This is a genomic window from Alicyclobacillus fodiniaquatilis, from assembly GCF_042678105.1.
GTDB classification, from domain to species: Bacteria; Bacillota; Bacilli; order Alicyclobacillales; family Alicyclobacillaceae; genus Alicyclobacillus; species Alicyclobacillus fodiniaquatilis.
The window spans coordinates 201,018-226,187 of sequence record NZ_JBHUCX010000013.1; the positions used below are offsets into that span (position 1 = coordinate 201,018).

24 protein-coding genes and 2 pseudogenes are annotated in these 25,170 nt (G+C 49.0%); 19 read left to right on the forward strand and 7 right to left on the reverse strand.

Annotation, left to right across the window (positions count from 1 at the left end; genetic code table 11):
• Nucleotides 1-8: 8 nt before the first annotated feature.
• The 9 genes from ACFSB2_RS04020 (at nucleotide 9) to ACFSB2_RS04060 (ending at nucleotide 9,361) form a co-directional block, all read left to right on the forward strand.
• Nucleotides 9-1,208 (forward strand): enolase C-terminal domain-like protein, encoded by a 1,200-nt coding sequence (locus tag ACFSB2_RS04020; protein ID WP_377941446.1) that lies wholly within the window; start codon nucleotides 9-11, stop codon nucleotides 1,206-1,208.
• Nucleotides 1,209-1,263: 55 nt separating this feature from the next.
• On the forward strand, nucleotides 1,264-2,049 hold the full coding sequence (locus ACFSB2_RS04025) for an SDR family NAD(P)-dependent oxidoreductase (RefSeq protein WP_377941447.1): 786 nt from the start codon (nucleotides 1,264-1,266) through the stop codon (nucleotides 2,047-2,049).
• A gap of 354 nt (nucleotides 2,050-2,403) precedes the next feature.
• The gene (locus tag ACFSB2_RS04030; protein WP_377941449.1) at nucleotides 2,404-3,546 is read left to right on the forward strand and encodes a GntR family transcriptional regulator; all 1,143 of its coding nucleotides are present in this window, start codon (nucleotides 2,404-2,406) and stop codon (nucleotides 3,544-3,546) included.
• Between the two features lie 354 nt (nucleotides 3,547-3,900).
• Nucleotides 3,901-4,425, forward strand: a complete 525-nt coding sequence (locus tag ACFSB2_RS04035) for a sigma-70 family RNA polymerase sigma factor (RefSeq protein WP_377941452.1) — start codon at nucleotides 3,901-3,903, stop codon at nucleotides 4,423-4,425.
• Nucleotides 4,415-5,581 carry a hypothetical protein gene (locus tag ACFSB2_RS04040; protein WP_377941453.1) on the forward strand — a complete coding sequence of 389 codons (1,167 nt, stop codon included), beginning with the start codon at nucleotides 4,415-4,417 and terminating at the stop codon, nucleotides 5,579-5,581. The genes ACFSB2_RS04035 and ACFSB2_RS04040 overlap by 11 nt, the downstream gene beginning before the upstream one ends.
• Nucleotides 5,578-6,528, forward strand: coding sequence for an ABC transporter ATP-binding protein (locus ACFSB2_RS04045; protein ID WP_377941454.1), 951 nt, complete (start codon nucleotides 5,578-5,580; stop codon nucleotides 6,526-6,528). Before ACFSB2_RS04040 ends, ACFSB2_RS04045 begins: the two co-directional genes overlap by 4 nt.
• Nucleotides 6,525-7,388: an ABC transporter permease subunit gene (locus ACFSB2_RS04050; protein ID WP_377941455.1), complete on the forward strand. Its 864-nt coding sequence runs from the start codon at nucleotides 6,525-6,527 to the stop codon at nucleotides 7,386-7,388. Before ACFSB2_RS04045 ends, ACFSB2_RS04050 begins: the two co-directional genes overlap by 4 nt.
• A gap of 173 nt (nucleotides 7,389-7,561) precedes the next feature.
• On the forward strand, nucleotides 7,562-8,542 hold the full coding sequence (locus ACFSB2_RS04055) for an aldo/keto reductase (protein ID WP_377941457.1): 981 nt from the start codon (nucleotides 7,562-7,564) through the stop codon (nucleotides 8,540-8,542).
• Nucleotides 8,543-8,875: 333 nt separating this feature from the next.
• Nucleotides 8,876-9,361: a hypothetical protein gene (locus ACFSB2_RS04060; RefSeq protein WP_377941459.1), complete on the forward strand. Its 486-nt coding sequence runs from the start codon at nucleotides 8,876-8,878 to the stop codon at nucleotides 9,359-9,361.
• A gap of 219 nt (nucleotides 9,362-9,580) precedes the next feature.
• Here ACFSB2_RS04060 and ACFSB2_RS04065 read toward each other — a convergent pair whose 3' ends face one another.
• From ACFSB2_RS04065 to ACFSB2_RS04075, 3 genes are read right to left on the reverse strand one after another with little or no spacing between them, the layout of a single operon-like run.
• Nucleotides 9,581-10,240 (reverse strand): MBL fold metallo-hydrolase, encoded by a 660-nt coding sequence (locus ACFSB2_RS04065; protein ID WP_377941461.1) that lies wholly within the window; start codon nucleotides 10,238-10,240, stop codon nucleotides 9,581-9,583.
• A gap of 45 nt (nucleotides 10,241-10,285) precedes the next feature.
• Nucleotides 10,286-11,677, reverse strand: coding sequence for an MFS transporter (locus ACFSB2_RS04070; protein WP_377941463.1), 1,392 nt, complete (start codon nucleotides 11,675-11,677; stop codon nucleotides 10,286-10,288).
• A gap of 14 nt (nucleotides 11,678-11,691) precedes the next feature.
• The gene (locus tag ACFSB2_RS04075) at nucleotides 11,692-11,871 is read right to left on the reverse strand and encodes a hypothetical protein (protein WP_377941464.1); all 180 of its coding nucleotides are present in this window, start codon (nucleotides 11,869-11,871) and stop codon (nucleotides 11,692-11,694) included.
• 119 nt (nucleotides 11,872-11,990) lie between these two features.
• On the opposite strand from ACFSB2_RS04075, the gene ACFSB2_RS04080 reads away from it, so the two are divergent.
• On the forward strand, nucleotides 11,991-12,605 hold the full coding sequence (locus ACFSB2_RS04080) for a TetR/AcrR family transcriptional regulator (RefSeq protein ID WP_377941465.1): 615 nt from the start codon (nucleotides 11,991-11,993) through the stop codon (nucleotides 12,603-12,605).
• A gap of 524 nt (nucleotides 12,606-13,129) precedes the next feature.
• Here ACFSB2_RS04080 and ACFSB2_RS04085 read toward each other — a convergent pair.
• The 4 genes and pseudogenes from ACFSB2_RS04085 to ACFSB2_RS04100 all read right to left on the reverse strand — a co-directional run bounded on the left by ACFSB2_RS04085 (nucleotide 13,130) and on the right by ACFSB2_RS04100 (nucleotide 16,663).
• Complete coding sequence (locus ACFSB2_RS04085; RefSeq protein WP_377941466.1) at nucleotides 13,130-13,648, reverse strand: GrpB family protein; 519 nt, start codon at nucleotides 13,646-13,648, stop codon at nucleotides 13,130-13,132.
• A gap of 160 nt (nucleotides 13,649-13,808) precedes the next feature.
• Nucleotides 13,809-14,219, reverse strand: a pseudogene (locus ACFSB2_RS04090) (NUDIX hydrolase).
• 303 nt (nucleotides 14,220-14,522) lie between these two features.
• Nucleotides 14,523-14,966 carry a GNAT family N-acetyltransferase gene (locus ACFSB2_RS04095; RefSeq protein WP_377941467.1) on the reverse strand — a complete coding sequence of 148 codons (444 nt, stop codon included), beginning with the start codon at nucleotides 14,964-14,966 and terminating at the stop codon, nucleotides 14,523-14,525.
• A 269-nt stretch (nucleotides 14,967-15,235) separates the two neighbouring features.
• Nucleotides 15,236-16,663 (reverse strand): sulfatase family protein, encoded by a 1,428-nt coding sequence (locus tag ACFSB2_RS04100; protein WP_377941469.1) that lies wholly within the window; start codon nucleotides 16,661-16,663, stop codon nucleotides 15,236-15,238.
• Between the two features lie 431 nt (nucleotides 16,664-17,094).
• Here ACFSB2_RS04100 and ACFSB2_RS04105 point away from each other — a divergent pair, with 431 nt between their 5' ends.
• The 9 genes and pseudogenes from ACFSB2_RS04105 (at nucleotide 17,095) to ACFSB2_RS04145 (ending at nucleotide 25,170) form a co-directional block, all read left to right on the forward strand.
• Complete coding sequence (locus ACFSB2_RS04105) at nucleotides 17,095-17,694, forward strand: C40 family peptidase (protein WP_377941470.1); 600 nt, start codon at nucleotides 17,095-17,097, stop codon at nucleotides 17,692-17,694.
• A 150-nt stretch (nucleotides 17,695-17,844) separates the two neighbouring features.
• Complete coding sequence (locus ACFSB2_RS04110; RefSeq protein ID WP_377941471.1) at nucleotides 17,845-18,870, forward strand: SDR family oxidoreductase; 1,026 nt, start codon at nucleotides 17,845-17,847, stop codon at nucleotides 18,868-18,870.
• Nucleotides 18,871-19,122 (forward strand): annotated as a pseudogene (locus ACFSB2_RS04115) (polysaccharide deacetylase family protein); the annotation flags it as partial.
• Nucleotides 19,123-19,452: 330 nt separating this feature from the next.
• Nucleotides 19,453-20,316, forward strand: a complete 864-nt coding sequence (gene panB / locus ACFSB2_RS04120) for a 3-methyl-2-oxobutanoate hydroxymethyltransferase (RefSeq protein WP_377941472.1) — start codon at nucleotides 19,453-19,455, stop codon at nucleotides 20,314-20,316.
• A complete protein-coding gene (gene panC, locus ACFSB2_RS04125) occupies nucleotides 20,303-21,160 on the forward strand; it encodes a pantoate--beta-alanine ligase (RefSeq protein ID WP_377941474.1) in 858 nt (285 codons plus the stop codon). The genes panB and panC overlap by 14 nt, the downstream gene beginning before the upstream one ends.
• 6 nt (nucleotides 21,161-21,166) lie before the next feature.
• A complete protein-coding gene (gene panD, locus ACFSB2_RS04130) occupies nucleotides 21,167-21,556 on the forward strand; it encodes an aspartate 1-decarboxylase (protein WP_377941536.1) in 390 nt (129 codons plus the stop codon).
• Between the two features lie 149 nt (nucleotides 21,557-21,705).
• Entirely contained in the window at nucleotides 21,706-22,665 is a 960-nt protein-coding gene (locus ACFSB2_RS04135; protein ID WP_377941476.1) for a zinc-binding dehydrogenase, read from the forward strand.
• A gap of 242 nt (nucleotides 22,666-22,907) precedes the next feature.
• Nucleotides 22,908-23,108, forward strand: coding sequence for a hypothetical protein (locus tag ACFSB2_RS04140; RefSeq protein ID WP_377941477.1), 201 nt, complete (start codon nucleotides 22,908-22,910; stop codon nucleotides 23,106-23,108).
• Nucleotides 23,109-23,469: 361 nt separating this feature from the next.
• Nucleotides 23,470-25,170, forward strand: a complete 1,701-nt coding sequence (locus tag ACFSB2_RS04145; protein ID WP_377941478.1) for an ABC transporter ATP-binding protein — start codon at nucleotides 23,470-23,472, stop codon at nucleotides 25,168-25,170.

Sequence of the window (25,170 nt, forward strand, 5' to 3'; positions counted from 1 at the left end):
GGATATATATGTCAGAGTTGACGATTCGAGACGTGCGGGTGATTCTCACAGCCCCGCAGGGCATCGATTTAGTTGTCGTGAAGGTAGAAACGTCGGAGCCAGGGCTCTATGGCCTTGGTTGCGCCACATTTACGCAACGCGCGCTTGCCGTGAAGACGGCGGTAGAAGAATATCTGCGTCCCTATTTGATTGGCAAGGATCCGCGGAGAATAGAAGATATTTGGCAATCCTCTATGGTCAATTCGTATTGGAGAAATGGTCCGGTGTTATCCAATGCGGTTTCTGGTGTAGATATGGCCTTGTGGGACATCAAGGGAAAACTGGCGAACATGCCGCTTTATCAGTTGTTGGGTGGAAAATGCCGAGAAGCTGCTGCGGTCTACCGCCATGCAGATGGGCGAGATGTTCACGAGTTAGAAGAGCATGTGATTGAATTTATGGAACAAGGATATCATTACATACGTTGCCAGTTAGGGGGGTATGGTGGCCGTTTCGCTGTACAACCGCTCGCTGGGGCGTTGCCAGGGGCATATTACGACCCTGATGTTTATGCGAGAAGTATTCCGACTATCTTTGAGCATATTCGAAAAAAATTAGGATTTGAAATTGAACTGATGCACGATATCCATGAGCGAGTTACACCGATTGAAGCGGTTCGCATTGCCAAACAAGTAGAGCCGTATCGCTTGTTTTTCCTGGAGGATGCGCTGCCGCCGGAGCAGATCGAATGGTTTGAGATGATTCGGCATCAGTGTACGACGCCCATCGCCATGGGTGAATTATTCAACAACCCATTGGAGTGGAAATTGCTGATCACCAATCGACTGATTGATTTCATTCGCGTTCATCCCAGTCAAATTGGCGGGATTACACCAGCCAAGAAACTCACTACATTTTGTGAAATATTTGGTGTGCGGACGGCTTGGCATGGACCGGGGGATGTTTCTCCTGTTGGGCACGCTGCCAATGTCCATCTTGATTTGTCTTCAGTTAATTTTGGCATTCAAGAGTGGAGTGGCATAAGTGAACAATTGCAAGAGGTATTTCCGGGGTGCCCGCAGGTGAAGGATGGTCACGTTTATATCAACGATAAGCCTGGACTTGGTGTTGATCTGGACGAAGAAAAGGCTGCTCAGTATCCATGCAAACATGGCGTTCCGATGTGGACGCAAGCAAGATGGCCAGATGGCACTGCAGTACGGCCATAAAACGTTTTTGCGATTCTGTTGAATCATCATTTTGGAAGTTTAGGAGATGAGGGCAATGTCTGAACAATCAAGACCCGTTGCATTGGTGACAGGCGCAGGAAGAGGGATCGGCGCGGTTATCGCCCGTGTCCTTGGAGCGCGTGGATATGACATTGCGCTACATTATTGGGATAACGAAGATGGGGCAAAGGAATTAGCGGATGAGATTCAGTCGCATGACAGTCGTGTCGCATTGATAAAAGGGGATTTGACACTTGACGGAGTCCCTCATTCCATTGTTGACGAGGCTGTGAGGGAGTTTGGTCGAATCGATGCTTTGGTCAACAATGCAGGGTTGACCATCTCGGAAACATTTCTGCAATTTGAACAGAAGGCAGTGGAGCATTCTTATAGAATCAATTTCTTATCGCCCTACCTCTGTGCCCAACGTTGTGCGAATGCCATGGTGCAGGCGGGAATTAAAGGGGCAATTGTGAACGTGACCTCGGTTCACCAAGAACGCGCAACGAATCGCGATAGCGCGTACGGTGCCATGAAAGCTGCGCTTGCAAGAGCGACTGAAAGTATGGCATACGAATTAGCGGAGTATGGAATTCGTGTAAACGCTGTTGCACCCGGACGAATTCGAACATCGCTTTCTCCGTTGACGCCTGTTGATGAGCAAATTAACAAAGCGATTCCTATTCAACGAAGCGGCACATCCCAAGATGTCGCTGAGGTCGTCGCGTGGTTGATTTCCTCATCCTCAAGTTATGTGACAGGGACAACGATACGAGTTGACGGTGGAATGAATCTTCCGTTGCAAAGCGCTTTGATAGATGGGAATCTGAGATTTTTTTAAGTCTTCATGACAGAGTGACCTCAACAGCACTCAGATCTAAAATTGGAAATAACAGTTCGAACAAGTGCCAATATCTCTGTAATTGAGAAGCTGGTGGATTCTACCTCCAGCTTCTTTGTGTTGGCTGTTTGACAGGAAACAAGTGATGGATGGTTTGATGTTTTTTTCAAAATAATTACTTTAATGTATTTTTGCGTCGATAGGGATGTGAAGTTGTCTTCTTATTGTATTTTTAAATTATTGGATAGTACTTTTAGTCAATTCACAAGAAATATTAGAATTTTAGTTGGCATGTGTCGACATATGAATGTAAAATTTGTATTATAAATGTCATATTAATTTGGAAGGTGTAATATGTCCAAAAAAACACTTCTCTACGATGCGGTCTACAACACGATTAAACATGAGATTTTGACTGGCCGTTATCAGCCTGGTGATTTGATTCCATCGGAACATGAACTGATGGAGCGGTTTGGCGTCAGCCGTGTCACGACAAATCGCGCGCTTAGAATGTTGGCGGCCGAGGACTTGATTGTTCGGAAAATAGGGGCCGGGACGTTTGTTCAATCCAAGTTCGAAAATAGCGATGTCCCTATGGCAAAGACAAACGTAGACACAGATCATTTATCAACTCAGGCTTCGACAAAGTTAATCGGCTTTGTCATTCCTCAACTATGGGGGGATTATGCGCTTTCACTGGTCATGAATACAGAGCGGGTGCTGCAGCAAAAGGGGATGACGTTGGCTGTATCTTGCTCTTATGGCCAACAACGTTTGGAGCAAGAGCGCATAGAGCAACTCTTACAGTTGAACGTCAAAGGGCTCATTGTTTTTCCGACTGATGGTGATTATTACAATGACGCCATTCTTCGTCTTTATATCGAGCGTCTTCCAATGGTTGTCGTGGACAAACGAATGCCTGGTGTACCTCTGCCTCACGTCATGTCAGACAATATCAAAGGGGCAAAGGATTTGACAAATTATCTGTTGGAACTGGGGCATGAACAAATCTCCTTCATGACGATCCCGGTTGAAGGCACATCTACTTTGTTTGACAGATACAAAGGATTCACAGAGGCCATCAATGAGTCTGGATTGCAGTTGAATCCAGACTATTACGTGGATTTGCTGGATTATCAAGAATCCGGTGAAGGATATGATGAGAAGCAATTGAGCTTTATTGAGGAATTTCTTCGCGCCCATTCACAAATTACGGCTGTGTTTGCCACGCGATATGAAATTGCGGAACACGTATATAAAGTGGCGGAAAACATGGGGCTTCGTGTACCGGAGGATTTGACCATCGTCTGTTTTGACGGCGCGTCATCCATGCCGATGCACTGGCAATTTACGCGTGTGGTCCAAGACGGCAAAGCGGTGGCTACAGAAGCATTGCGCATTCTATTCGACATCATCGACGGAAAAGAAAGCAGTGCTGACAATGTGACCATTCCGACAAAATTTTGCATGGGGCATACCTCTGGGCCGCGCAAATAGTCCTGGTGATCTATTCGTTTGAAATATAGAGCGGCTTTCTTATGCGCTCACAAAAGCGCATTCACGATTTTTGAGTTGTGGATGGCCTGGTTGCGTGTCTGCAAATAGGAAACAAGAAGATCGTCGCTGAATGGGAGAGAGTCCATTCTTGCAAAAATGACGTCGAGACGGGTGCTACATTTATGATGTGGCGCCCGTCTTTATGTTTAGACGATCACGACAACAAACTGGGCCCAGTCACTCGAATGACATGTCAAACGCAGTCTCTTGCAGTGGGCGTGCATTTTGAGTGGAAACGCCGTGATTTGTCGTGAAATCAATATGTTTGAACTGAAATGAGAGGAAGGTGACGGGGTGACTCAAGTGTTGCCAGAGCGGTTTCAGGGGCTTTTTCGCGAGCATTATCCGACCGTTCTCCGAAGATTGAACTATCTCGTCGGGGACCGCGCCATTGCGGAAGATTTGGCACAGGAAGTGTTCCTGCGTCTTTATCGGTCGCCGCCGGATGATTTGGGCGTCGTCGGCCCGTGGTTGCACCGGGTGTCCACCCGCGTTGTTTACGATTATACGCGCAAAAAATCGGCGCAAAAAAAGCTGGAGACAAACGAATTCGCCATTGGCATACCGGATGGGAATGAACCGTCGAGCGAATTGCATGTGTTGAAGCGATATGAACGAGAGACTGTCAAGCATGTGTTGCAACAGTTGTCGGAGCGGGACAGGCAGGTTTTGTTGCTGCGTTATTCCGGCTACAGTTACACGGAAATCGCGGAAATCGTTCAGGTGAATCCAAAGATTGTCGGCACGATGTTGAACCGTGCGTTAAGTAGATTCGAGCGTAAATATCATGACGAGGAGGCGCGAGCTGATGAAGGATGAAGAAATGCAAAAGGACCCCACTCAGTCCCAGGAGACAGGCAAATTGGCTTATTTTCGCGACGCAGGCGCTTTTGCTTTGACAGATGCAGAGATTGAAGCGGCGCTCCAGCGCTTGCAGATGACGGTTCGCGAAGAGTCAGTTCCTTTGGCGTGGACAGTGTCTGATGAAGTACATGCGCCATTTGAAACAGGCGGGGCGCAAGTGAACGGTGAATTGCAGAACTCGGCTGATGCGTTGCAGTCTGTCGCTTCATCGAAAACAAACGTGGTGCATTTGAATGCCAAGCGCGTGCGTGCTGCTGGCGCCAAGCGCATTTGGCGCTTTGCATCCGGGGTGGTTGCCGCAGCGGTGTTGGTTGGACTGATGGTGACCCCGATTGGCAACAAAGTCATGGCCGGCGCGATGCAGGCGCTGTATTTCCACAACATTGTCGGTGTTGGGCAGGACGACATGAACCAAATTGAAAAGGCGCTGAGCACCAGCGGCACCAGCCGGATCGATCTGAAACAGTATGGAAGTATGGAGGTTTCTGGCGGAAGCGATGCAGAGCCAAATCTGACGCTGGCCAAGGCCCAGCAATTGATGGGGATTCCTGTGAAAGCTTTGCCGGGATACGATGCGAAACAGGACAGCGTGTATTATACGCCAGGGGAGAACATCACGTTCCGCTTGCACGTCGCGGCCATCAATCAACTCATTCACCGTTTCGGCGGGGCGACGGATTTTCCACCAGCAGTCGATAGCAAAGCAATCGTCTTTCATGTACCAGCGCGCACCGATGAAGAAGTTGATGGAAAAGACGGGCGCTGGATGGACCTGGACGAGTTGCAAATGCCGAGCATCGAGGTGCCAAGCGGGGTGGATTTAAATCAGATACGGCAGGCTTTGCTCAATCTTCCCTTCTTGCCAAGCGACATTCGCCAATCGCTGTCGACATCCGCGGATTGGAAAGACACGCTGTACGTGCCGGTGGATGGCAAGGTCACGAATTTGAGTGTCAATGGATACGCGGCCATCTTGCAGAACAATGGCCAAGGAAGCAATCCGTCCATCCTCTGGTTGGAAAATGGCGTGTTGTATGAACTGTCGGGATCGACAAAGACGTTTCCGACCGATGCAGCGCTCGTGGCGCAGGCGAAGGAGTTAACAAAGTGACGGGCATCATTGAGACGCGGGGTCTGACCAAATTGTTTGCTGGTGACCGGGGTGTAAGGGATATTCATCTACAGGTCGGTCGGGGACAGGTGTTTGGCTTTCTTGGCCCGAATGGCGCAGGCAAGAGCACATTTGTCAAAATGCTGGTTGGACTTTTGCGTCCCACCGCTGGGGAGGCCTCTGTTTTGGGCTTCCCCATTGGGGATCTCGGCGCGAGGAGACGGATTGGGTATTTGCCGGAGTTGTTTCGTTATCAAGCCTGGCTGACTGCAGAAGAGGTGCTGCGGTTTCACGGGCGCTTGTGCAGAATGGATGCTAGTCATATCGAGAAACGAATTCAGGAAGTGACAAGCGCGGTCGGGCTGGCTCGACGCGCGCAGGAACGCGTCCAGGGCTATTCCAAGGGGATGCAGCAGCGACTTGGGTTGGCCTGTGCGCTATTACCGGAACCTGAAGTGTTGTTTCTCGATGAACCTGCCTCCGCGCTCGATCCCGGCGGACGCCGCGAAGTTCGCCAATTGTTGTTGCAGTTGCGGGATGAAGGGATGACCGTCTTTCTCAACACACATTTGTTGGAGGATGTAGAGGCGGTTTGCTCGGATGTCGCGTTGTTGATGAACGGCCGCATTCGCGCGCAAGGCACGGTGACAGACATTTTGCAGTCTGAACCTGTTTGGGAATTTACGATAGGCGGCTGGACGCCTGATTTGTCGATGCCGTTGCAGGAGCGTGTCGCGCATTTGGACGTGGGACTCAAAGTGGGAGCGACCGATGAACAAGGGGTCACTGTATTGGAGGCGACGCTGCAGGACAGTGAGCAAGCGGCTTGGCTCAATGCGACGTTACATGAACTTGGTGTTTCGGTGTATACCGTTTACCCTCGTCAACATCGATTGGAATCGTGGTTCATGACATTGACCGAGACACAAGGAGGGGAGGCAAAATGATGATCATCGCATGGATGACCTGGATTGAAATTCTGCGTAAGCGCGTTTTTGTGATGACCGTGTTGATGACGCTCGCCTTCCTTGCTGTTTATACGTTTGCATTGCATGCCATCGCAAGTCATGAAATGAGTGTGCAAGTTGGGCAACCGGTGGATCTGCTGGACAATTACGTGGAGAGTGTGCTTTTTTTGGCCATGGGCTTATATGTGGCCAATTTTACCGTCGCTTATCTTGCGATTTTCTCATCGGCAGGGACCATCTCAACCGAGATCGAAAACGGGTTGCTGTTGGCGATTTTGCCGAGGCCACTCTGCAGATGGCGTGTCTATTTGGGCAAATGGCTTGGCTATACGGCGTGGGGCGTGTTGTACGGGGCGCTGATGTTTTGGGCGGTGGTGTTGATTGTCCACGCCTTTATCCATTTTCCGCTCTTGGCTGATTCCCTCTGGAAGTCGTTTGGCGTGTTTGAACTGATCCCAATCACACTTGTTTCACTATCCATTCTCGGCTCGGTTTTTATGCCGACACTCGGCAACGGTGTGGCGATGACACTCCTGTTTGGGCTGGGCACCATCGGCGGTTTTGTGCAACGGCTCTCGCCCGTGGAAACCCAGGCTGCGATGAATAAAGTTGGCTTGATCACCAGTTTGCTCATCCCGACAAATGCGACTTATTATCGAATGATGTCCGAAATGATGGGTGGCACCAATATGCTGGTAGGCAGTCAAGCCGTCTATTCGCGCTTGGGCCTCTTTGCTGGCGGACCGGTTCCGAGCGATGCTTTTTTGGTTTACACAGGGCTGTATATCTGCCTGGTCGTTGCCTTTGGCATGTGGAAATTCATGCGCAAGGACATTTGAGATTGGATGAGTCCGCCATGCGTGACGCGTCGTGGGTAGAGCACACCAAGGTATCGTATTATTTTTTAAGGGGTAGACGGGAAGATAATTCGTGTTTTTCAAAATGGCGCGACAGACGAGATAGGCGTAAAATAGAAGAGGCGGGCAAATTCATAGAAAGAAGGCATGACCAGATGGACTATGTGAAACTGGGCAATACCGGCTTGGAAGTCTCCCGCATTTGTCTTGGTTGTATGAGTTATGGTGTACCGGAGCGGGGGAATCACCGCTGGGTGTTGAACGAAGACGAAAGCCGCCCCTTTATCAAAAGGGCGCTGGAGTTGGGCATCAACTTTTTTGATACAGCCAACGTCTATTCGGATGGAACCAGTGAGGAAATTGTCGGCCGCGCTTTGAAAGAATACGCTGCACGCGATGAAGTGGTCATCGCAACCAAAGTACATGGCCGCATGAGATCCGGCCCGAACGGCGCTGGGTTGTCTCGCAAAGCCATCATGAGCGAGATCGACAACAGTCTCAAGCGCTTGGGTACGGATTATGTAGATCTCTATCAGATTCACCGCTGGGATTATGACACGCCTATCGAAGAGACGATGGAAGCATTGCATGACGTCGTAAAGGCTGGGAAGGCAAGATATATTGGCGCTTCGTCCATGCATTCGTGGCAGTTTCTCAAAGCGTTACATATCGCTGAAAAGCACAATTGGACGCGTTTTGTCAGCATGCAGAACTATTTGAATCTCTTGTATCGTGAAGAGGAACGCGAGATGCTGCCGCTTTGCGAAGCTGAGGGCATCGGCGTGATTCCCTGGAGTCCGCTGGCGCGCGGGCGTCTGACACGGGATTGGGACGAGAAGACTGCACGTTCGGAGACGGACGAATTCGGCAAGACGCTCTATGCGGCGACCGCAGACGCCGACCGCAAGGTGGTCGAACGCGTGGCAGAGGTCGCTGCGAAGCGCGAAGTCCCGCGCGCGCAAGTCGCGCTCGCTTGGGTGCTGCAGAAATCGCCTGTGACAGCGCCGATTGTCGGCGCCACGAAGATGCATCACTTGGAAGATGCGGTATCTGCCGTCTCTCTCAAGTTGACCCCAGAGGAAATTGCGGACTTGGAAGCGCCTTATGTGCCGCACTCGGTGAGTGGTTTCAGATAAGAATGCACAGGGAATCCGGCGAGTTTGCCGGATTCCCACTCCTCATCAATTATGCTGTATCCTCAATTTTGCATAAAACCTCCTGTAGTTGCTTCTCCAATTCTTGCTCTCAAGTAGAGGGCCAAATTGAAGATCGGTTTGTGCACCAGCTAAAACATTTCCCGCCACTCGTAGTACGGGCTCTGTGCCACCTCGTGTTGACGACATATCTCGGCTTACATGACTTTTGGCACATGACGCTTGAGGGAGGCATGTTTTTCAACGTAGCGCTATACTGACGACATCAATCACCAAGCGAAGTCCTGTGTGATGATCTTAGGGAGGGAAATCAAAATGTCTCTTGTAGAACTTGTTGCCATTTTAGCTTTAGTTGCCTATGCCATTTGGAAACAGACGCAGGTGAGTGAAGTGCGAAGCAAGGGTAGATTTAAGCTGGCCATCATCTATGGCATCGTTGGGATTGTCGTCGGTGGAATTTCGTCTCCACACGGAACAGCCGCGATGACGATGTTTATTCTCAGTGTTTTGCTCAGTTTAGTCATTGGGGTGGCTCGTGGTTTTTTGACTCGCGTTTGGGTGGAGGCCAACGAGCGCATCTTCCGCAAGGGGACCGCGTTAACCGTAGGGTTGTTTGTGGCTTTGATTGTCGCTAAGTTTGCGTTAGGCACGGTCGCATATCTGCAGCACATCCAAGATGACGCGAGTTTTGGCGAAATTATGATCATGATGGCCATTATGGTGGCAGTTCAAGCGGAAATCGTTTGGCGTAGAGGCAATGCGTTGATGAATCCAGCAGTTCGGTCAACGCCTAAAATGTAATCTGCGAATTCAAAGCCCCGACTTTGCCAGACGTCAATATTACCTAAAAAGCCTCGTTGAGTTATCTTGTCAAAAAGCGTTCGAGCCGCGATTTGACGGATATCCATCACTTCGAAAGGTACATAAAACGGCGTACCTTTGATACGCCGTTGGCAATGTTGCGCTTGTCTCTGCTCTTCTGCGGTTGCGGCAGGTTATCAGTGCCCATCCCAACCAATTTTACTGATACTGCAAAGTGACAATGCCGGAATATTGAGACAGGTTATTCTTGTTCACGTCTAATACACGCATTTCGCTCGAACGCTCGCCCGAAGCTTCAATAAAACGATCGACTTTCTCGAACATGAGCATGCCAAGGAATGATAGTGCCTTCGTGCGGTAATGCATCGGGATCGTCACTGTGGGATGGAGTTGGTTCATCACTTGTGCAGCATCAACGCCACTTAAAGTCATTTTACCGCCGACCGGAATCATCAGAATGTCGACTTTGCCAATATCTCTGATTTGATCCGCTGTCAATAGATGACCTAAATCCCCGCAATGGACGATGGTCAACCCATCCACCACAAAGCGAAATACAATATTGTTGCCTCGTTTCTTACCGTTCACCTTATCATGATAGGTCTTAAATCCCTTGATGAACACATCATCATGACTGTATTCTTTCGGCTCATTCACCAGCAGGTAGTTGCCAGAGGCTACATGAATTTTATTATGATCTCCATGATTATGTGTCACTGCAACAATATCCGCTGCGATCGGTTTTGGCATTTTATAACCGAGTAATTTATCATACGGATCGATTAAAATCCGCGTCCCAGTTTCGGATGTCCAAAAATGCCGATTGACCGAACCATTTGATTTGCATAACCAAGTCACCTCTCAATTTCTTTCACTTGTGATGGTTGCATAGAACCCCGTTATTCAGGGTGTAGCACTTGCTGCATCCTTGTTAACCGCCTTGAGTCGACGGTCAGCGATGGTCATGACCATTGCGATGAAGCTTACCGCGATCATGATGATAGCAATGTGATGGAGACCACTATCTGATACCTTTGTGTGAAAAACAATGCCAATTAACGCGGAGGAAGCAATAGAACCAATATATCCGAACGTACGGAAGAGACCCGAAGCTGTACCAATCTGGTCTGCGGAAACCTGCATATACAACGCGGTTTGGTTACTGCTGGACATTGTCCCCATCGTGACACCGAAGATGAGGGTGACCAACAAAATCCAAATAATTGGCGTGCTCGTAGTAAGAAAGAGTACCCCAATGGAGGCAACAATGCAGGACACCGCGGCGACAATGAGCGGTCCACGAACCAAGTTGCGTTTTGAAACTGGACCGACTACCAAAGCCGAAAGCACGCTCATTGGGAGGATAAGAAGTCCCGCTTCAAGTGCGGACGCTCCGCGTGCTGCGCCGATCCACTCGGTTACGCCATACAGTACGGTATAAAGGCACAACATCAGCGATGCAAACCGTGCATAGGTGCGGGTAAGCGCTAGGTTCGAGGCAAGCATACGTACATCGATGAAAGGATGCTTTGCTCTCAATTCCCACCAGATGAGCATAACGCAGAGCACAACGGACAGACCAAGGGCAATCCACAGAGGATGAGGCAATGAGAACAGGAATGTCATGAGTGCGGCGATGGTCATCGCGAATAGAGCGATGCCGCTCACGTCGATGCGTGATGAGATCTCCCGCACTGTCTTTGTTCCCTTCATGTTTGTATCCTTCGGGATCCAAAGCGCGGCCATGACCAGCGCGACAAGCGCAAAAGGGATATTCACCAAAAACGTTGTTCGCCATCCCCACGCATCCACGAGCACTCCACCAATCGGGAGTCCCACAGCGCTCGTGACAACGCCTGCAATCTGAAGTGCACCTAGTACGTTTCCAGGCGGCTTCGCCATCCCGGCCGATTCTGCACGTCGACGAATCAGGAGCATGGCAGATGGATAGGCGGTGGAAGTTCCAACACCGATAAGAATTCGAGATATGACCAGCATCGTCAAGTCACGCCCAAACCCGCCCAACAAGCCGCCTAGAAGCACCAAAAGGATTCCCGCTAGAAACACTCGACGAGGACCAAATTCTTCCGAAAGCTTTCCGGCAGTAGGCTGAGCAATCGAACTCGCTAGATAGAGAACCGTCACGAGTATTGTGGTTTGAGCCGCGGAAACATGTATAAATGCAGCAATTGGCACGAGTGCAGTGGCGATCATCGAGCTATTGATTGGGTTGAGCGTGGACCCCATGTACAGCGGCGCCACGAACCTCCAAGAGAAGGGGTTTCCACTTGGCATATTTTACGCACCTCTTAAACTGTTTCTGGCATATTTAAAGACAAGTCGTCGATCCAATTGTCGACAGTCAGGACATTCGCCTGCCGAGTCGTTTCCACTGCTTTTGGAATTGCGCCTAACATTTCCGGATTGTCTTGAAAACGGATTGCGATTCCGTTCTGCATGTCCATAACGAGTCGTGCAAATTTGTTCATGCGTGTTTTACACTCCTTCGGATTGATTTATAATAAGTGGAGAACTCTCCATATGATTTTAAGCGGGGAGTTCTCCATTTGTCAATGAGATTCGAAATTTGAGGTAAGGACTGGATATCGTGAAGCGTAATGGAGAAGAATCCAAGGGCCGAACAGAGCGCCGCGATGCTGCTGAAAATCGTCAGCGAATATTGGATGCGGCCATAAAGCTGTTTGAACAACACGGTGTTGAGCAGGTCAGTATGAATCAAATTGCGATGGAAGCGCGAATTGGCTCGGGAACGCTTTATCGCCGTTATAAAAACAAAAGTGAGTTGTGTCTGGATTTAATTAAAGACAACATCGTTCTGCTTTTCGAGAACATTGAGGTGTACTTGAAAGAACACCAGAGTGACCCACCACGTCAGCGGTTAAAAGGCGTAATCAGTCTATTTATGGGTTTTCGCGAAAAAAAACTTCAGTTGCTGACAGGTGTTGAAGAGGGAGCGTTAGCGGGCAGTCATTTTCGGTTCAATCTGCACGAAATCGTCGTTCAACTGCTCAACGAGATGAAAACAGACGAGCATACCGAACCAAATACGGTGTTTAAGGCTGATATGTTGCTGATGGCATTAAGAAGTGATTCGTATGTGTTCCAAAGAGATGTGCGGGGATATTCGGCTGAATCGTTTTTGGAGCAAATTTGTTTGACATTTTTTCCAGAGAGATCGTCTACGGCTATCCATGAAGTTTAAAAAAGTGAATGTCGTCATCACACGCAAAACACAATACAGGGCTGCCGTTGGGTAGCCTTTTTATCGATTTGTGAAATCGATGCGAATCATCCGAAATTCATCCGTCTTGCGTTAAATCGTCCTGATGTTCAACAAGCGCAACGACGTAAACAATGCATGTTCATGCAAAGTCACTCACGAAGACTCCGGGACATAAGGCCCGTTAGCTGAAGAACATTACGGCTTTGTAGTCCCTGCTACATTTGCCCTTACATACGAACCATCTTTCATCTGAACAGCTACCGCCTGATGTATGTTTATTCCGGAAATTTCATACACCTTCATTGCGTCAGCATCGTTCGTTGGGCATTAACTCCCAAGCATATATTAAAGGTGCTGTCCCTCTCGTCACAGTAAGGGATTGGTATAGAATTGACCAATGAAGTCGGGTGGAAGACTCGTGGTCGTGATCGGTGGATACGACGTCGGATCATCCACTGTTAGAATCAATTGCCGAGTAGTGGTTAAATAAATGGTAAACGTGGCTACTTTGAAGCCTTATACCACTTCATCGCAAGACGGTCTATTTCTAACCCCAAGGCTTCTTTTCCTTTTACGTATGACGCTGCGTCATACGTAAATTGCTTAGCTAATGCTTGTTTAAGTACACCATAGCGTTGGGCATCTTTTGGGTGGGTTCTTAGATAATCTCTGAACACAATATGACGTTCTATCTGTGGATTCCCAAATTCATAAAAATGAACATGGTGAGTTCGTCGGTCGCCCCCCTTTCGAAAATAACGCCGTCCTTGCATACCATTTTCACCTTTTGGCTCGTAGCCAATAGAGATCATTTCCACAGTAAGCTCATCTACAAGAGTGATTTTTTTCACCACCGGCATGATATCGATTGTTGGTTTAGCGTGTAAGCCAGGAACAGATGTACTTCCAATGTGATGTATTTCAAGGATTTCATCTCCAAAAATCTTTTGGATCGAATTTGCTTCTTCCTCAAACATCACAGACCATCGCTCGCTATACGGAGTGACCTCAATTTGTCTCATAGAAATATAAGCCTCCCCTGTGGTTGGTGGAAGTCGTGCTCCTCTTGCACTCTCCTGCTCCGAGAGTCCCATAAGCAGGACATCCGGCAATTTGTATTTTCATGCAACCATTTATCAATTCGTCCCTTTGGCGACGGAACTTTTGAGCTAAAAATTTGTGTTACCAAGCAACAAAAAACGGGTGCTGACTTTCATCCAAAGTTAACTGAATCCGCTCTCGAAATGTGTGCCAAGTGACCATCTCCATAGTCTGTGCAATAGTGAAATACCCAACATCCAAACTCTCCTCAGACATTGTTAGATCCCCTCCGATTGCTCTAGCTAGCCACATTGTTGATACTACACCTTTTTCAATGTTTTGAAATATACCGCAGAACTTAACTATCTAGATCTTGACTCCCGATTCCTCTTTAACTCCACGAACGACTGCCGACTCAATTGATTCACCAAGCTCAACCACACCTCCAGGAGGCTCCCATCCCCTCCGAGGTCCTTTTATGAGTAGAATTTTCCCATGCTCGTTCACTACCACTGCGGCCGCGGAAACCGAGTGTCTGGGCCACTCTGACATTTCTCTTCCCCCTTAGTTATTTTTACATTCCCTTGATGCACGCTTCTGGCACATAACGCCATAACAGCGTTGGACAACGAACTGAATATTCATACATATGGTGCTTCGATCATTTCTTCAGTGCAAACTGTTGATCCTTACGAACAAATGTCCAATTGAAGTATAAAGATATCAATATCAGTTCTATCGCGGAGGTATTGACGGTAAACATCGTCCCCAATTTCTTCGGGAAATCAATGTATCCTCCCAATGTGCAAAAATACAATTAGGGTATAAAACTTGTCGAGCATCTACGCGTGCTCTTCATTTCTGGGTCAGTCGTTTTATGAAGTAGTACCGACAATGTCCCCCGTGAATATCCTCAACGCTGCCAATGATCTGATATCCGTACTTTGGATAAAACTCTGGGGCTTGGAAACTAAAAGTGTCCACTAGTATGAAGCGACAACCCCTATGTTCAGCAATTTTTTCGATATGTAATAAAAGCTCGCTTCCATAACCATTTCGTCTGAATGCATCATCGACCCACAGCGTATCTACTTGCATGCAGTCCCAATACCGTATAGCCAGCAGTCCGCCAACTATACTTCCTGCGTCATCCCTGACGGCGAGATTTATTGGTTCGTAAACGGCACGGATGTCCGCAGAAACGTGTGCCACATTGTACTCTAGCAATCGTTGACGAACATAGACGCTTTCTTCTTCACTTATTGATTGTGATATCCGGGCTTTTGCGTAATCTGACATCGTTTAAGTTCCTCCGTCCATTTCTACCTTTCGTTCAACAGACTGCTATTCAATTAACTCACCGTTTCTACAATAATAACGTATAGGGACACTTGCTCATACTTATGCAATTACTTATAAAGGGGCTGTGAACATTGCCCCTTTTGGATATGCGCCTGGTTCGCCTCATGATAACCAAAGTCAATGTAACTTCCGCATCTCCGCCGCAGTTATCATCCACACAATACCCAACGTGGATTAGAGAATCGGCTTATTTGTTGCTCTGCTGTTTACCACATCGCGATACGTCGGGGCAGTGGGTCGACGGTCTCTGCCATTCTATCGGCCATAATCTGTAACAACGCTAACTTGATTTCGGAACAAGAAGGGTCGTCCCAGCGATTTGTTGTCTCTGTGGGATCGATTTTTAAATCGTAGAGTTCTGTGTTCTGGTCATGGTATCGTACGAGCTTATGTGTCGTAGTTCGAACCATTGTGGCACGTGGACTTGGATTACGATGCCATGGCATCGCGTCGTAGTACTCGCTGTAGACACTTGTTCTCCCAGCACTCGCGGTCTCACCAGTAAGGAGCGGCCACAGGGATTGGCCTTGCAGTCCGTCATGGCGTGGTAATCCAACTGCATCAAGTAGGGAGGGCGCCAAATCGACCAATTCAACCAAGGCTTCACTCACTTTATTCCTTTCGATTCCAGGCCCAGCCATGATGAGTGGAACTCTGACGGCAGGATCGTAAAAATAGGGTCCCTTCCAATAGATGCCGTGATCGCCAAGCATCTCTCCGTGATCCGACATGAACACCACTATCGTGTTCTCTAACTGGCCTGTATCGCTCAAAGCATCCAACATCCGCCCAACTTGGATGTCAATCAACTCAATCATGGCGTAGTAAGCGGCTCTGACCATTCGATGATCATCAGGAGACATCTCATCGTAGACGAAACTCTGATAACTGCCATACGCCCCTTGATGATCAATGTTTTGAAAAATGGATTTGTTAGCGAGCTCTCCCGGTACATAGTTGGGCAATTCCATGTCACCCAGTCGTGCTAGATACTTCTCCAATAGCTCCTGAGGTGGGTCAAATGGATGATGTGGATCAAAGAAATTGACAGAAAAGAGCCATTCCTCGGAGCGTCGATTTGTAAAGAACTCAATCGCTTTATTCGCACACCACGTCGTTTGATGCCACTCAATCGGGACACTGGTCTGTACATATTTTGAATTCTGGTAACGTTTAGGGCTAAATTCCACCCCATTTTGTGAAAGCCACTGAATATATGCATTGGTCTCCCAATCTGGATTCGGGTGATGAGACCAGTGAAATACTGTGTACCCATCGTTAATTCTGCGCTCGGGCCCCTCACAGACGGAAGGATGGCATGCGGATAGGTGCAATTTGCCTGATAACCCGCAACTGTATCCTGAATCCGCAAAGAGGCGCGGCACAAGGACTTCATCAGTTGGTATAGACTGTCCATTCTGACGGGTACGTGTCGTCCGCGGATACCGACCTGTAAGAAAACTTGCTCGACTTGGCGTACAAACAGGGCTCTGGCTAAAGCAATAATTAAATGTCATACCGCTCTTCATGAGGCGCACTAAGTTCGGCGTTTGTACCACTTGATTGTTAAAGCCACCAATTGTGTCAAACCGCTGCTGGTCCGTACAAATCCATAGCACGTTCGGTTTACTCACATCAAATCCCCCAAACTTACTGGTTCTTGCTTGCGTCGTTCAAGCCATTAGATTAGTCAATCGTCCTTCCAAAATTGAGTTTCTGAAATCACATTTAAAAATGAAGCGACGTGCGACATCGATGTTGATGGTCAGCATAATGACGGTGTCCCTCTATACTTACATAGTGCGTTTTACAATATTTCGACGAGACCGGAATCAAACCTTCCCGGACTGGTATGGGCAAAAAATCGACAGGAACAAAGCGCTGTAGGGCGTCTTCACGAGTCTGGGCCCGTTTCTGGTCCGCCACTACAACTAGAGAAAATCCCACATAGACGGCGTATGAATGACAAGTAAACATCCGATTATCCGGTGATTGTGTAACAAGGTGTGGTATATTGTCAGGGAATGTCGATTCTGCACCTTGCTAGGTTTGGGAGGAAAATGGTTTGTTTAAGCGATTGCTGTCCGTGTCTGCTTTGACTGCCGCCATTCTTTTGTGTTTGTCACCCATGCAAGCCCGTGCTGCAACGGTATCACCAACCACATCTGCCAAAACCCACAAATTTCGCAATGAAACCAAGAAACCGCTGTCATTATCTGCAGAAAAGAAGCGTACAAAAAACAAAAAGACTGCGCATCCAGCCAAGAATACGTTCGCCGCGACACTGCGTACAGCGCGTTCGTTGCTTGGTGTGCATTATGATTGGGGCGGGGCGAGTCCCAAAACTGGATTTGATTGCTCGGGATTCATTCAGTATATTTTCGGCGTGCATGGCATTCACTTGCCGCGAACGGCCAGTGCGCAGGCGGAGGTGGGCAAACGTGTGCAACTCAATCAGTTGCGCCCCGGTGATTTGCTCTTTTTTACAAATACCTATGCCAATCACCTCGCGAACAAAGTCACCCATGTAGCGCTCTATGTTGGCAATGGAAACGTGATAGAGTCGTCCTCGGTACACAACGAGGGTGTGGTCGTTCTGCACAATCTACTGCAAGATCCATGGTACAAGTCACGTTACTATGGCGCGCGCGATGTGATGGGTTAACTGCGAGCCTTGCACTGTTTGGAGATTCTTCGCGTAGATAGTAGCCCACCATGCGCGGTGAGACTGTACCTGCAGCACCCTAAGATGCCAGTCAATTGAAGTTGCGGATGCGGCGTAAAGATACCGACCTTACTTCAAGGAGTGATTGTGGTGAAAGTGTTGTTTATCGGCGGAACAGGAGTGATTAGCCAAGCGGTGTCCAGGCTTGCCGTGGAACGGGGCGTGGAGTTGTTTCTGTTGAACCGCGGCAAACGAAGTGCGTTTGTCCCAAAAGGGGCAACTGTCATTCAAGGGGATATACGCGATGTGCAAGCGACGAAGGAAGCGCTTGGGAATCAGCGTTTTGACGTGATCGTCGATTGGATCGGTTTTACGCCAGCGCAGGCGCAGGTAGATATCGAGCTGTTTCAGGCCAAGACGGATCAGTACATTTACATCAGCAGTGCCTCCGTGTATCAGAAGCCGCTCACGCACCCCATTGTGACAGAATCGACGCCGCTCTCCAATCCTTACTGGCAGTACTCCCGCGATAAAATCGCTTCCGAAGCGCTGTTGATGGACGCGTATCGATCCACCGGATTTCCGGTCACCATCGTTCGTCCTTCATTCACTTATGGCGATACGCTGATTCCGGCAGCGATGAACAGCGGCGCGCATCCCTGGTCCCTGGTCGAGCGGATGCGTCAAGGTAAGGGCATCATTGTGCATGGTGATGGAACATCGCTCTGGACAATGACGCACAATACGGATTTTGCCAAAGGGTTTGTCGGTCTGATGGGCAATCCCCAGGCCATCGGCCATGCCTTTCATATCACGTCTGATGAAGTGCTCACATGGGATCAAATTTACCAGGCGATTGGCAAAGCGGCTGGTGTAGCGCCAAAATTGGTGCACATCTCCACGGATTTTATCGCCAGGTGTGTGCCGGAAAAAAGCGCGGGCTTGCTGGGCGACAAAGCGGTCAGTCACATTTTCGACAACAGCAAAATCAAGCGTTTCGTTCCCGAGTATCAGTCGACAGTTCCTTTTGCTGCAGGCATCAGACAGACGATTGCCTGGTTTGAGGCGCATCCAGAGCAGTGTCTGGTGGATGAAGCGTGGAATGCGCAGATGGATGCCATCATCTTGGCGCATGAAGCGGGCGCAGCGCATTTTTCCAGTGAGATGAATGGCTAGATGCCCAGCGTGACAATGGCTTTTCCGGAAGGCAGACACAAAGTTTTAACGATGAGCTATGGCGACGGGAGAACGGCAGACAGAAAGCTGGTCGAGATATTCAATCGCCACGGCATCAAAGGCACCTTTCATCTCAATGCGGGATTGTTCGATGCGGCGGATCGGCTGGCGAAAGACGATGTGGCGCGTCTTTATCAGGGACATGAAGTGTCTGCGCATACCTTTACACACCCAACTATTGCCGGGTGTCCTACTCTGGTTCAACATTGCTGGGCAGGCGGTGGAAGTGAAAGGTGGCTGTCAGGTCCAGTTGGCGTAGGGCTTGGCGGGCCACAGCTTTGGCATTCCTTCTTTTTTCGCGCAGGCTGGAGTCGTTCGTTGTACAATAAACAGGCAGGCAGTATCCCTTGTGAACTGCACTGGCGTTTTTCGCAATCTTGCAAGTCTTCAAGATGCTCTGATCCGTTTGCGGACCGAGACAGCGATTCTATTGACGCATGGCCTTCGCTTGTCATTGCACAATGAAGGTTTCTTTCTTGTCTGGGGCGTCCGGCGGATACACTTTGTCAAAGAGGTGTTTCTATGCCAAACAGCAAGCCTACCATTCACGATTTTCGAGCTATGAAAGCGCAAAACAAAAACATTGTCATGGTGACCGCCTATGATTATCCTGCTGCAAAAGCGGTGGCGGCCGCTGGGGTGGACATCATCCTCGTGGGGGATTCTCTGGGCATGGCAGTTCTCGGCTACGATTCGACCATCCCGGTGACGATGGACGACATGATCCACCATGCAAAAGCGACGCGCCGTGGCGCGCCGAACAGCTTTATTGTGACGGATTTGCCGTTCTTGTCTTACCAAGTATCGGTTGCACAAGCGCTGCGCAACGCGGCCCGGTTGGTTCAGGAAGGATGGTGCGACGCCGTCAAACTGGAGGGCGGCCGCAACATCGCCGATCAAGTGCATGCCATCGTTGAAGCGGGCATCCCTGTGATGGGGCATATCGGCCTCCAGCCACAGTCCGTCAACCAACTTGGCGGCTATAAGGTGCAAGGGCGGACATACGAAGACGCCCGAAGCATCATTGAGGAAGCCAAGATTCTGGAACAGGCCGGATGTTTCGCCTTGGTCGTTGAATGTGTCAATGCCGATGTGGCTGACATCATTGCCACTCAACTGACCATTCCGGTCATCGGGATTGGCGCGGGGAAGGATTGCGATGGGCAGGTGCTGGTGCTCCATGACCTGTTGGGGATGCATGACGGCCGTCTGCCCAAGTTCGTCAAAACCTACGGCAATGTACTCGATGAAATGGTGCAGGGAGTCAGCGCCTATGCCGCTGAGGTCAGAGCCACGACATTTCCAGCGGCCGAACACACCTACTCCATTTCGGTTGATGTGCGGGACAGACTCCGAAAGGAGTTTCAGCCCGATGGTCATCATTGAAGAAATCGCCGCACTGAAAACTTTGCTGCAGGCCAAGCGGCGGATGGGACAGACCATCGGTCTGGTGCCAACGATGGGGTATTTACATGAAGGCCACTTAAGTTTGGTCGATCACGCTAAAGCACATGCGGACGTGATCGTGATGAGCATATTTGTCAATCCGCTGCAGTTTGGCCCAAATGAGGATTTTGAACGTTACCCGCGTGATGTAAAGCGCGATACGGCGCTTGCGGAGCGGGCCGGCGTCGACGTTCTGTTTATGCCATCCATTCGGGAAATGTATCCACAGCAACAATGGGTGACGGTTGCTGTGACCGGGATGAGCGACGTGCTGTGCGGCAAATCGCGGCCGGGGCATTTTGATGGAGTGGCGACTGTCGTGATGAAGCTGTTGAACATCGTCAGACCAGACAGCGCGTATTTTGGTCAAAAAGATGCGCAACAGGTGGCCATCATCCGCCAAATGGCCGTTGATTTAAATTTGGATGTGGAGATTGTGGCGTGCCCAATTGTCCGTGAACCGAGCGGATTGGCCATGAGTTCGCGCAATGTCTACTTGAGTGACGCAGAGCGCGAAGCCGCAACGGTGCTTCATACCTCATTGCAGAGGGCCGCGTTGTTGGTCAATGCGGGGGAAAAGGATATTTCTCGCATTCTGTCACAGGTGACCGAGATGATTCAAGCGCAGCCGCGCGCGCAAATCGACTATGTGGAAGTGGTCGATGCAGCGACGCTGCAGCCTGTGGAAGTGGTGGCACAGACCAGTCTGCTGGCTTTGGCGGTCTATTTTGGCAAAACGCGGCTGATTGACAACTGCAGGCTTGAGCCAAGTGAAAAGGAGTAGGTTGTTCTGTTTCGGACGATTTTAAAATCCAAGATTCACCGTGCGACGGTGACGGAGGCCAATCTGAATTATGTCGGGAGCATTACCATTGATCGCGAGATTCTTGAGGCCGTGGATATCTTGCCGAACGAGCAGGTCCATGTCGTGAACAATCACAATGGCGCTCGCATGGAAACCTATGTGATTCCTGGCCAACCTGGCAGTGGTGAGATCTGTCTCAACGGGGCTGCGGCCAGGCTCGTACAGCCTGGCGACGTGGTCATCATCATGGCTTATGGCATGGTTACCGACGATGAGGCGCGGACGCAGCGACCGCGGGTTGCCATCATGAACAAGGACAATACCATCGCCCGATTGTTGGATGTGGAAATGCCTGGCCAGATACTTGGACCGTGATATAGAAAAAGCGAATGTATCTCTGAAATCACATCGGCGCTTTAGTGCCGCGCTATCCGCGAATCCCGCGTCAACCGGCATATGCATGAAGCCGTTGGCGCGTGGCGCATCGCGGTTTTTATTCAATGAATTTGAAGGTGGGAATGTGTATGAAAGCATCCGTTTTAGCAGGTCCTTCGCAGAGTAAAGTCATGGATATTCCGACGCCTGAAATCGGCAGTGAAGAAGTGCTCGTCCGTGTGCAGCTTTGCGGGGTATGCGCTTCGGAACTCCCTGCGTGGGTGAACGGACAAGGTGGCGGACAGCGTGTTTTTGGCCATGAAGCCGTGGGTGTCGTCGCAAGTGTTGGGGAGAACGTCGTCGGTTTTGCGCCGGGAGACAGAGTCACAGGGCTAATCTTTCAAGCTTTTGCCGAGTATGCGAAAGCGGATTATCGCAATCTTGCGAAAGTACCCGCAGGATTAGCGGATATGGAAGCGCTTGGCGAACCTTTATCCTGTCTCGTCAGTGGAGCCAATCGAATTGATGTTGCTTTGGGTGACCGCGTGGCAGTGATTGGGCCCGGGTTTATGGGTTTAGGTTTTATGCAATTGATGAAGTTGAAAGGCGCTGGACAAATTACCGCAGTGGCCATCAGAGACGCAAGCCTCCGACATGCGGCGCGTTTTGGCGCAAATGTCACTTTGCACCCTGACGAAGTGACGGATGACGATAAGGTGGTCAATTGGGCAGATATTTCTTTGAACCGGGGCATTCCCATTGTGGCGGAGTGCAGTGGCACGCAAAGCGGACTGGATTTGGCCTCGGAAATGACCAGTGCCCATGGCATCATGTCCATTGTCGGATTCCATCAAGGGAATAACGGGAATCGCAACGTGAATATGGAACAGTGGAATTTTAAGGCCATTACTGTGGTGAATGCGCACGAGCGCAGGAGACCCTTGCAAATGGAGGCAATGAAGAACGGTCTATCCCTGATTGAGCAGGGGCTATTCAACATGAAGGACATGATCACGCACAAATATGCGTTAGATGAAGTGGATCACGCCTTCACCGCCATGATGGACAAACCCGAAGATTTCATCAAAGCGGTCATCACCATCAGTTGAGCACATCATGTTTGCGGGATGGAGGCGTCTGTTTCCAGCTCTATCTAATGGATTCTGCGTTGAATGAATTTGGTCAGTTCCCGTTGGAACGCTGTGTCGCGATACATACAGAACTGTCGAAAATCAATTTGCACCCGTTTCGGTACCTTCAGTGCAAGGCGTTATCTGGATGGAACAATTACGGTGGTTTGATTCCGAACACGTAGATCTGGGGACCGACGAAGCAGGAGGCCATCCAATGTTTGCCGAGCGATTCCAGCATGGGGCAAGAAATTCGCCTGTTTTATGAAGCTGTTTGTCAATATTATCCGGAGGAAAATTCGGTTGAGCAGGGGGTATCCGTCATTCCGACGGGGGTAGCCTTTCTGACAACGGCGAAAGATTGGTGGCAGGCAAGGTGTGCGGACGGAGACGCCACAGTGGGAAAATCCCCATTGTGGTAGATGGCCTGGTACTGGGGAAAAGGCCTCCTGTCCCGCAGGGGGGCCACAAGCGCGATCACGCTGCGTAAGCCTCAGGTGAACCAGGCCGCACATAATACATTGTTGTCTGTTGATTTTTCTGTGTTTTAGGACTAATATAAATTTCGGAGCACGATATATTTATTTAAAAGCGAAATTTTCAAGTTAGCCATGGATGAATTCAATCCAGGGCTTTTTTGCGTTTACCTTGGATTTCACGGATAGCCACAATGCATGAGCTGTTTCAGTGTTCAGTTACAGCAGTATAGGAAAATCATCATGTTTCAAGCGTAGTTAACCTATTTTTTTGCATTCCAAATACATTTAAACAAGGGTGATACATATGATGCAAACCAATCATCATGGATCAGAATTTTTACGCATGCTTGCTCCATTAAGAAAAGAGAAGTTACTTGTATTTTCCTCTATTTTAGTCGGTTCATTAGCGGCTGTTCTCAACTTATCTCGCCCAATTCTTCTCGGCTACATCATCAGTGAATTAGTCAGCAACGCGTCGCTTTATAAGGTATTTTCTCTAGTTTCTCTATTTACGCTCAGTTGGATAATGACTTGGGTAGCCTCTTTCTTTATCCGATACTTAAGTTCAGTGGTAAGTCAACGAACGTTAGTCGCATTACAGCTCCAATTGTTAAAACATTTCCTTAACCTTCCTGTAGAAACCAGCAATCAGGTTTCTTCTGGAAAGCTAGAGGCGCATACCAATTCTGATTTACCATTATGGGTGACTGTCTATGGATCAACCTTAGCTGAAGTTACCCACTCCATTACACAATTGATTGCTGCTGCAATTACATTGCTCAAACTTGATTTGCGATTATCATCCATTGTTGCCCCTTTTCTGATCATCAGTGCGCTCATCCCTGTCTTCACATCAAAATATATGATGCAGATAAGTCGTAGCGCTCAGGACGGAATATCGAATGTCTTGGAGCGACTGACCAGTATCATTCACGGGGTGCCAGATTTGATTAGCTTCGGTGCTAAGCCCTGGGCACTTGAGCGATATAAGGAAGCGTGTAATGACAATTATCATAAACAAGTGAAACGCACCGTCGCCCAAGGCGCACTCAGTATCGCTAGTTCATCGACCGAAATCATTGCGTATATTTTGGTTCTAGCGATTGGTGGTTCACAGGTACTGAAACACGAACTGAATGTCGGATATTTAGTAAGTTATTTAGGGACGATAGAAATGATTTTCTTCCCCGCTACCTACGCGAATAACTTAAGTTCATCAATTCAGAATTCCTGGGCCGCAGCGAGGCGGGTATGGGCGTTTTTTGACATGCCCGTGACACAGCCACGGATTCGCGCTGGCTCGAGCATGCAGTTGACGTCTATAAGCTATACATACCCAGGTTCTGAAATTCCTACACTTAGGGAGATTACTTGCCAAATTGAAAAGGGTAAGCTGATAGCCATCATTGGAGAAAGTGGATCTGGAAAATCAACGTTATTGCATGTTTTATCGGGACTATATCAGCCAACCCAAGGATATATTGAGCTTTTTGAGGATAACGAAGTGTCAGGATTCGTATGGCAAGAACCATTTCTGTTTCCAGGAACCATAAGTGAGAATTTAACTTTGGGTCAAGATGTACCATTGGAGACAATGCGGCAATTATCTGCATGTTTAAATATAGATGAGACAATGATGCGCTTACCATCACAGTATGAATCTTTGGTAGGCTACTCCGGAAACAATTTTTCCGGGGGGCAGAAAAAACGATTGGCAATTGTCAGGGCATTATTGAGAAAAGCAAGTCTGTTGATGATGGATGAACCAACTGCTGGTTTGGATATTGAAAATAGTAGGCTAGTCTGGGAACTCATCGAGGGATTAAATCCTCCTGTCACTCGCATCATAACCACACATCGCCTTGATGAGGCAAGACGAGCAGACGTGGTCATTGTGATGAAGGAAGGCCGTATTGTTGAATACGGACCTCCTTCAAGCAGTGCAACGCTAAATGGTAGATTTCCAACCACAGGAAATTACAATGATGTGAATCCGATTAATTAA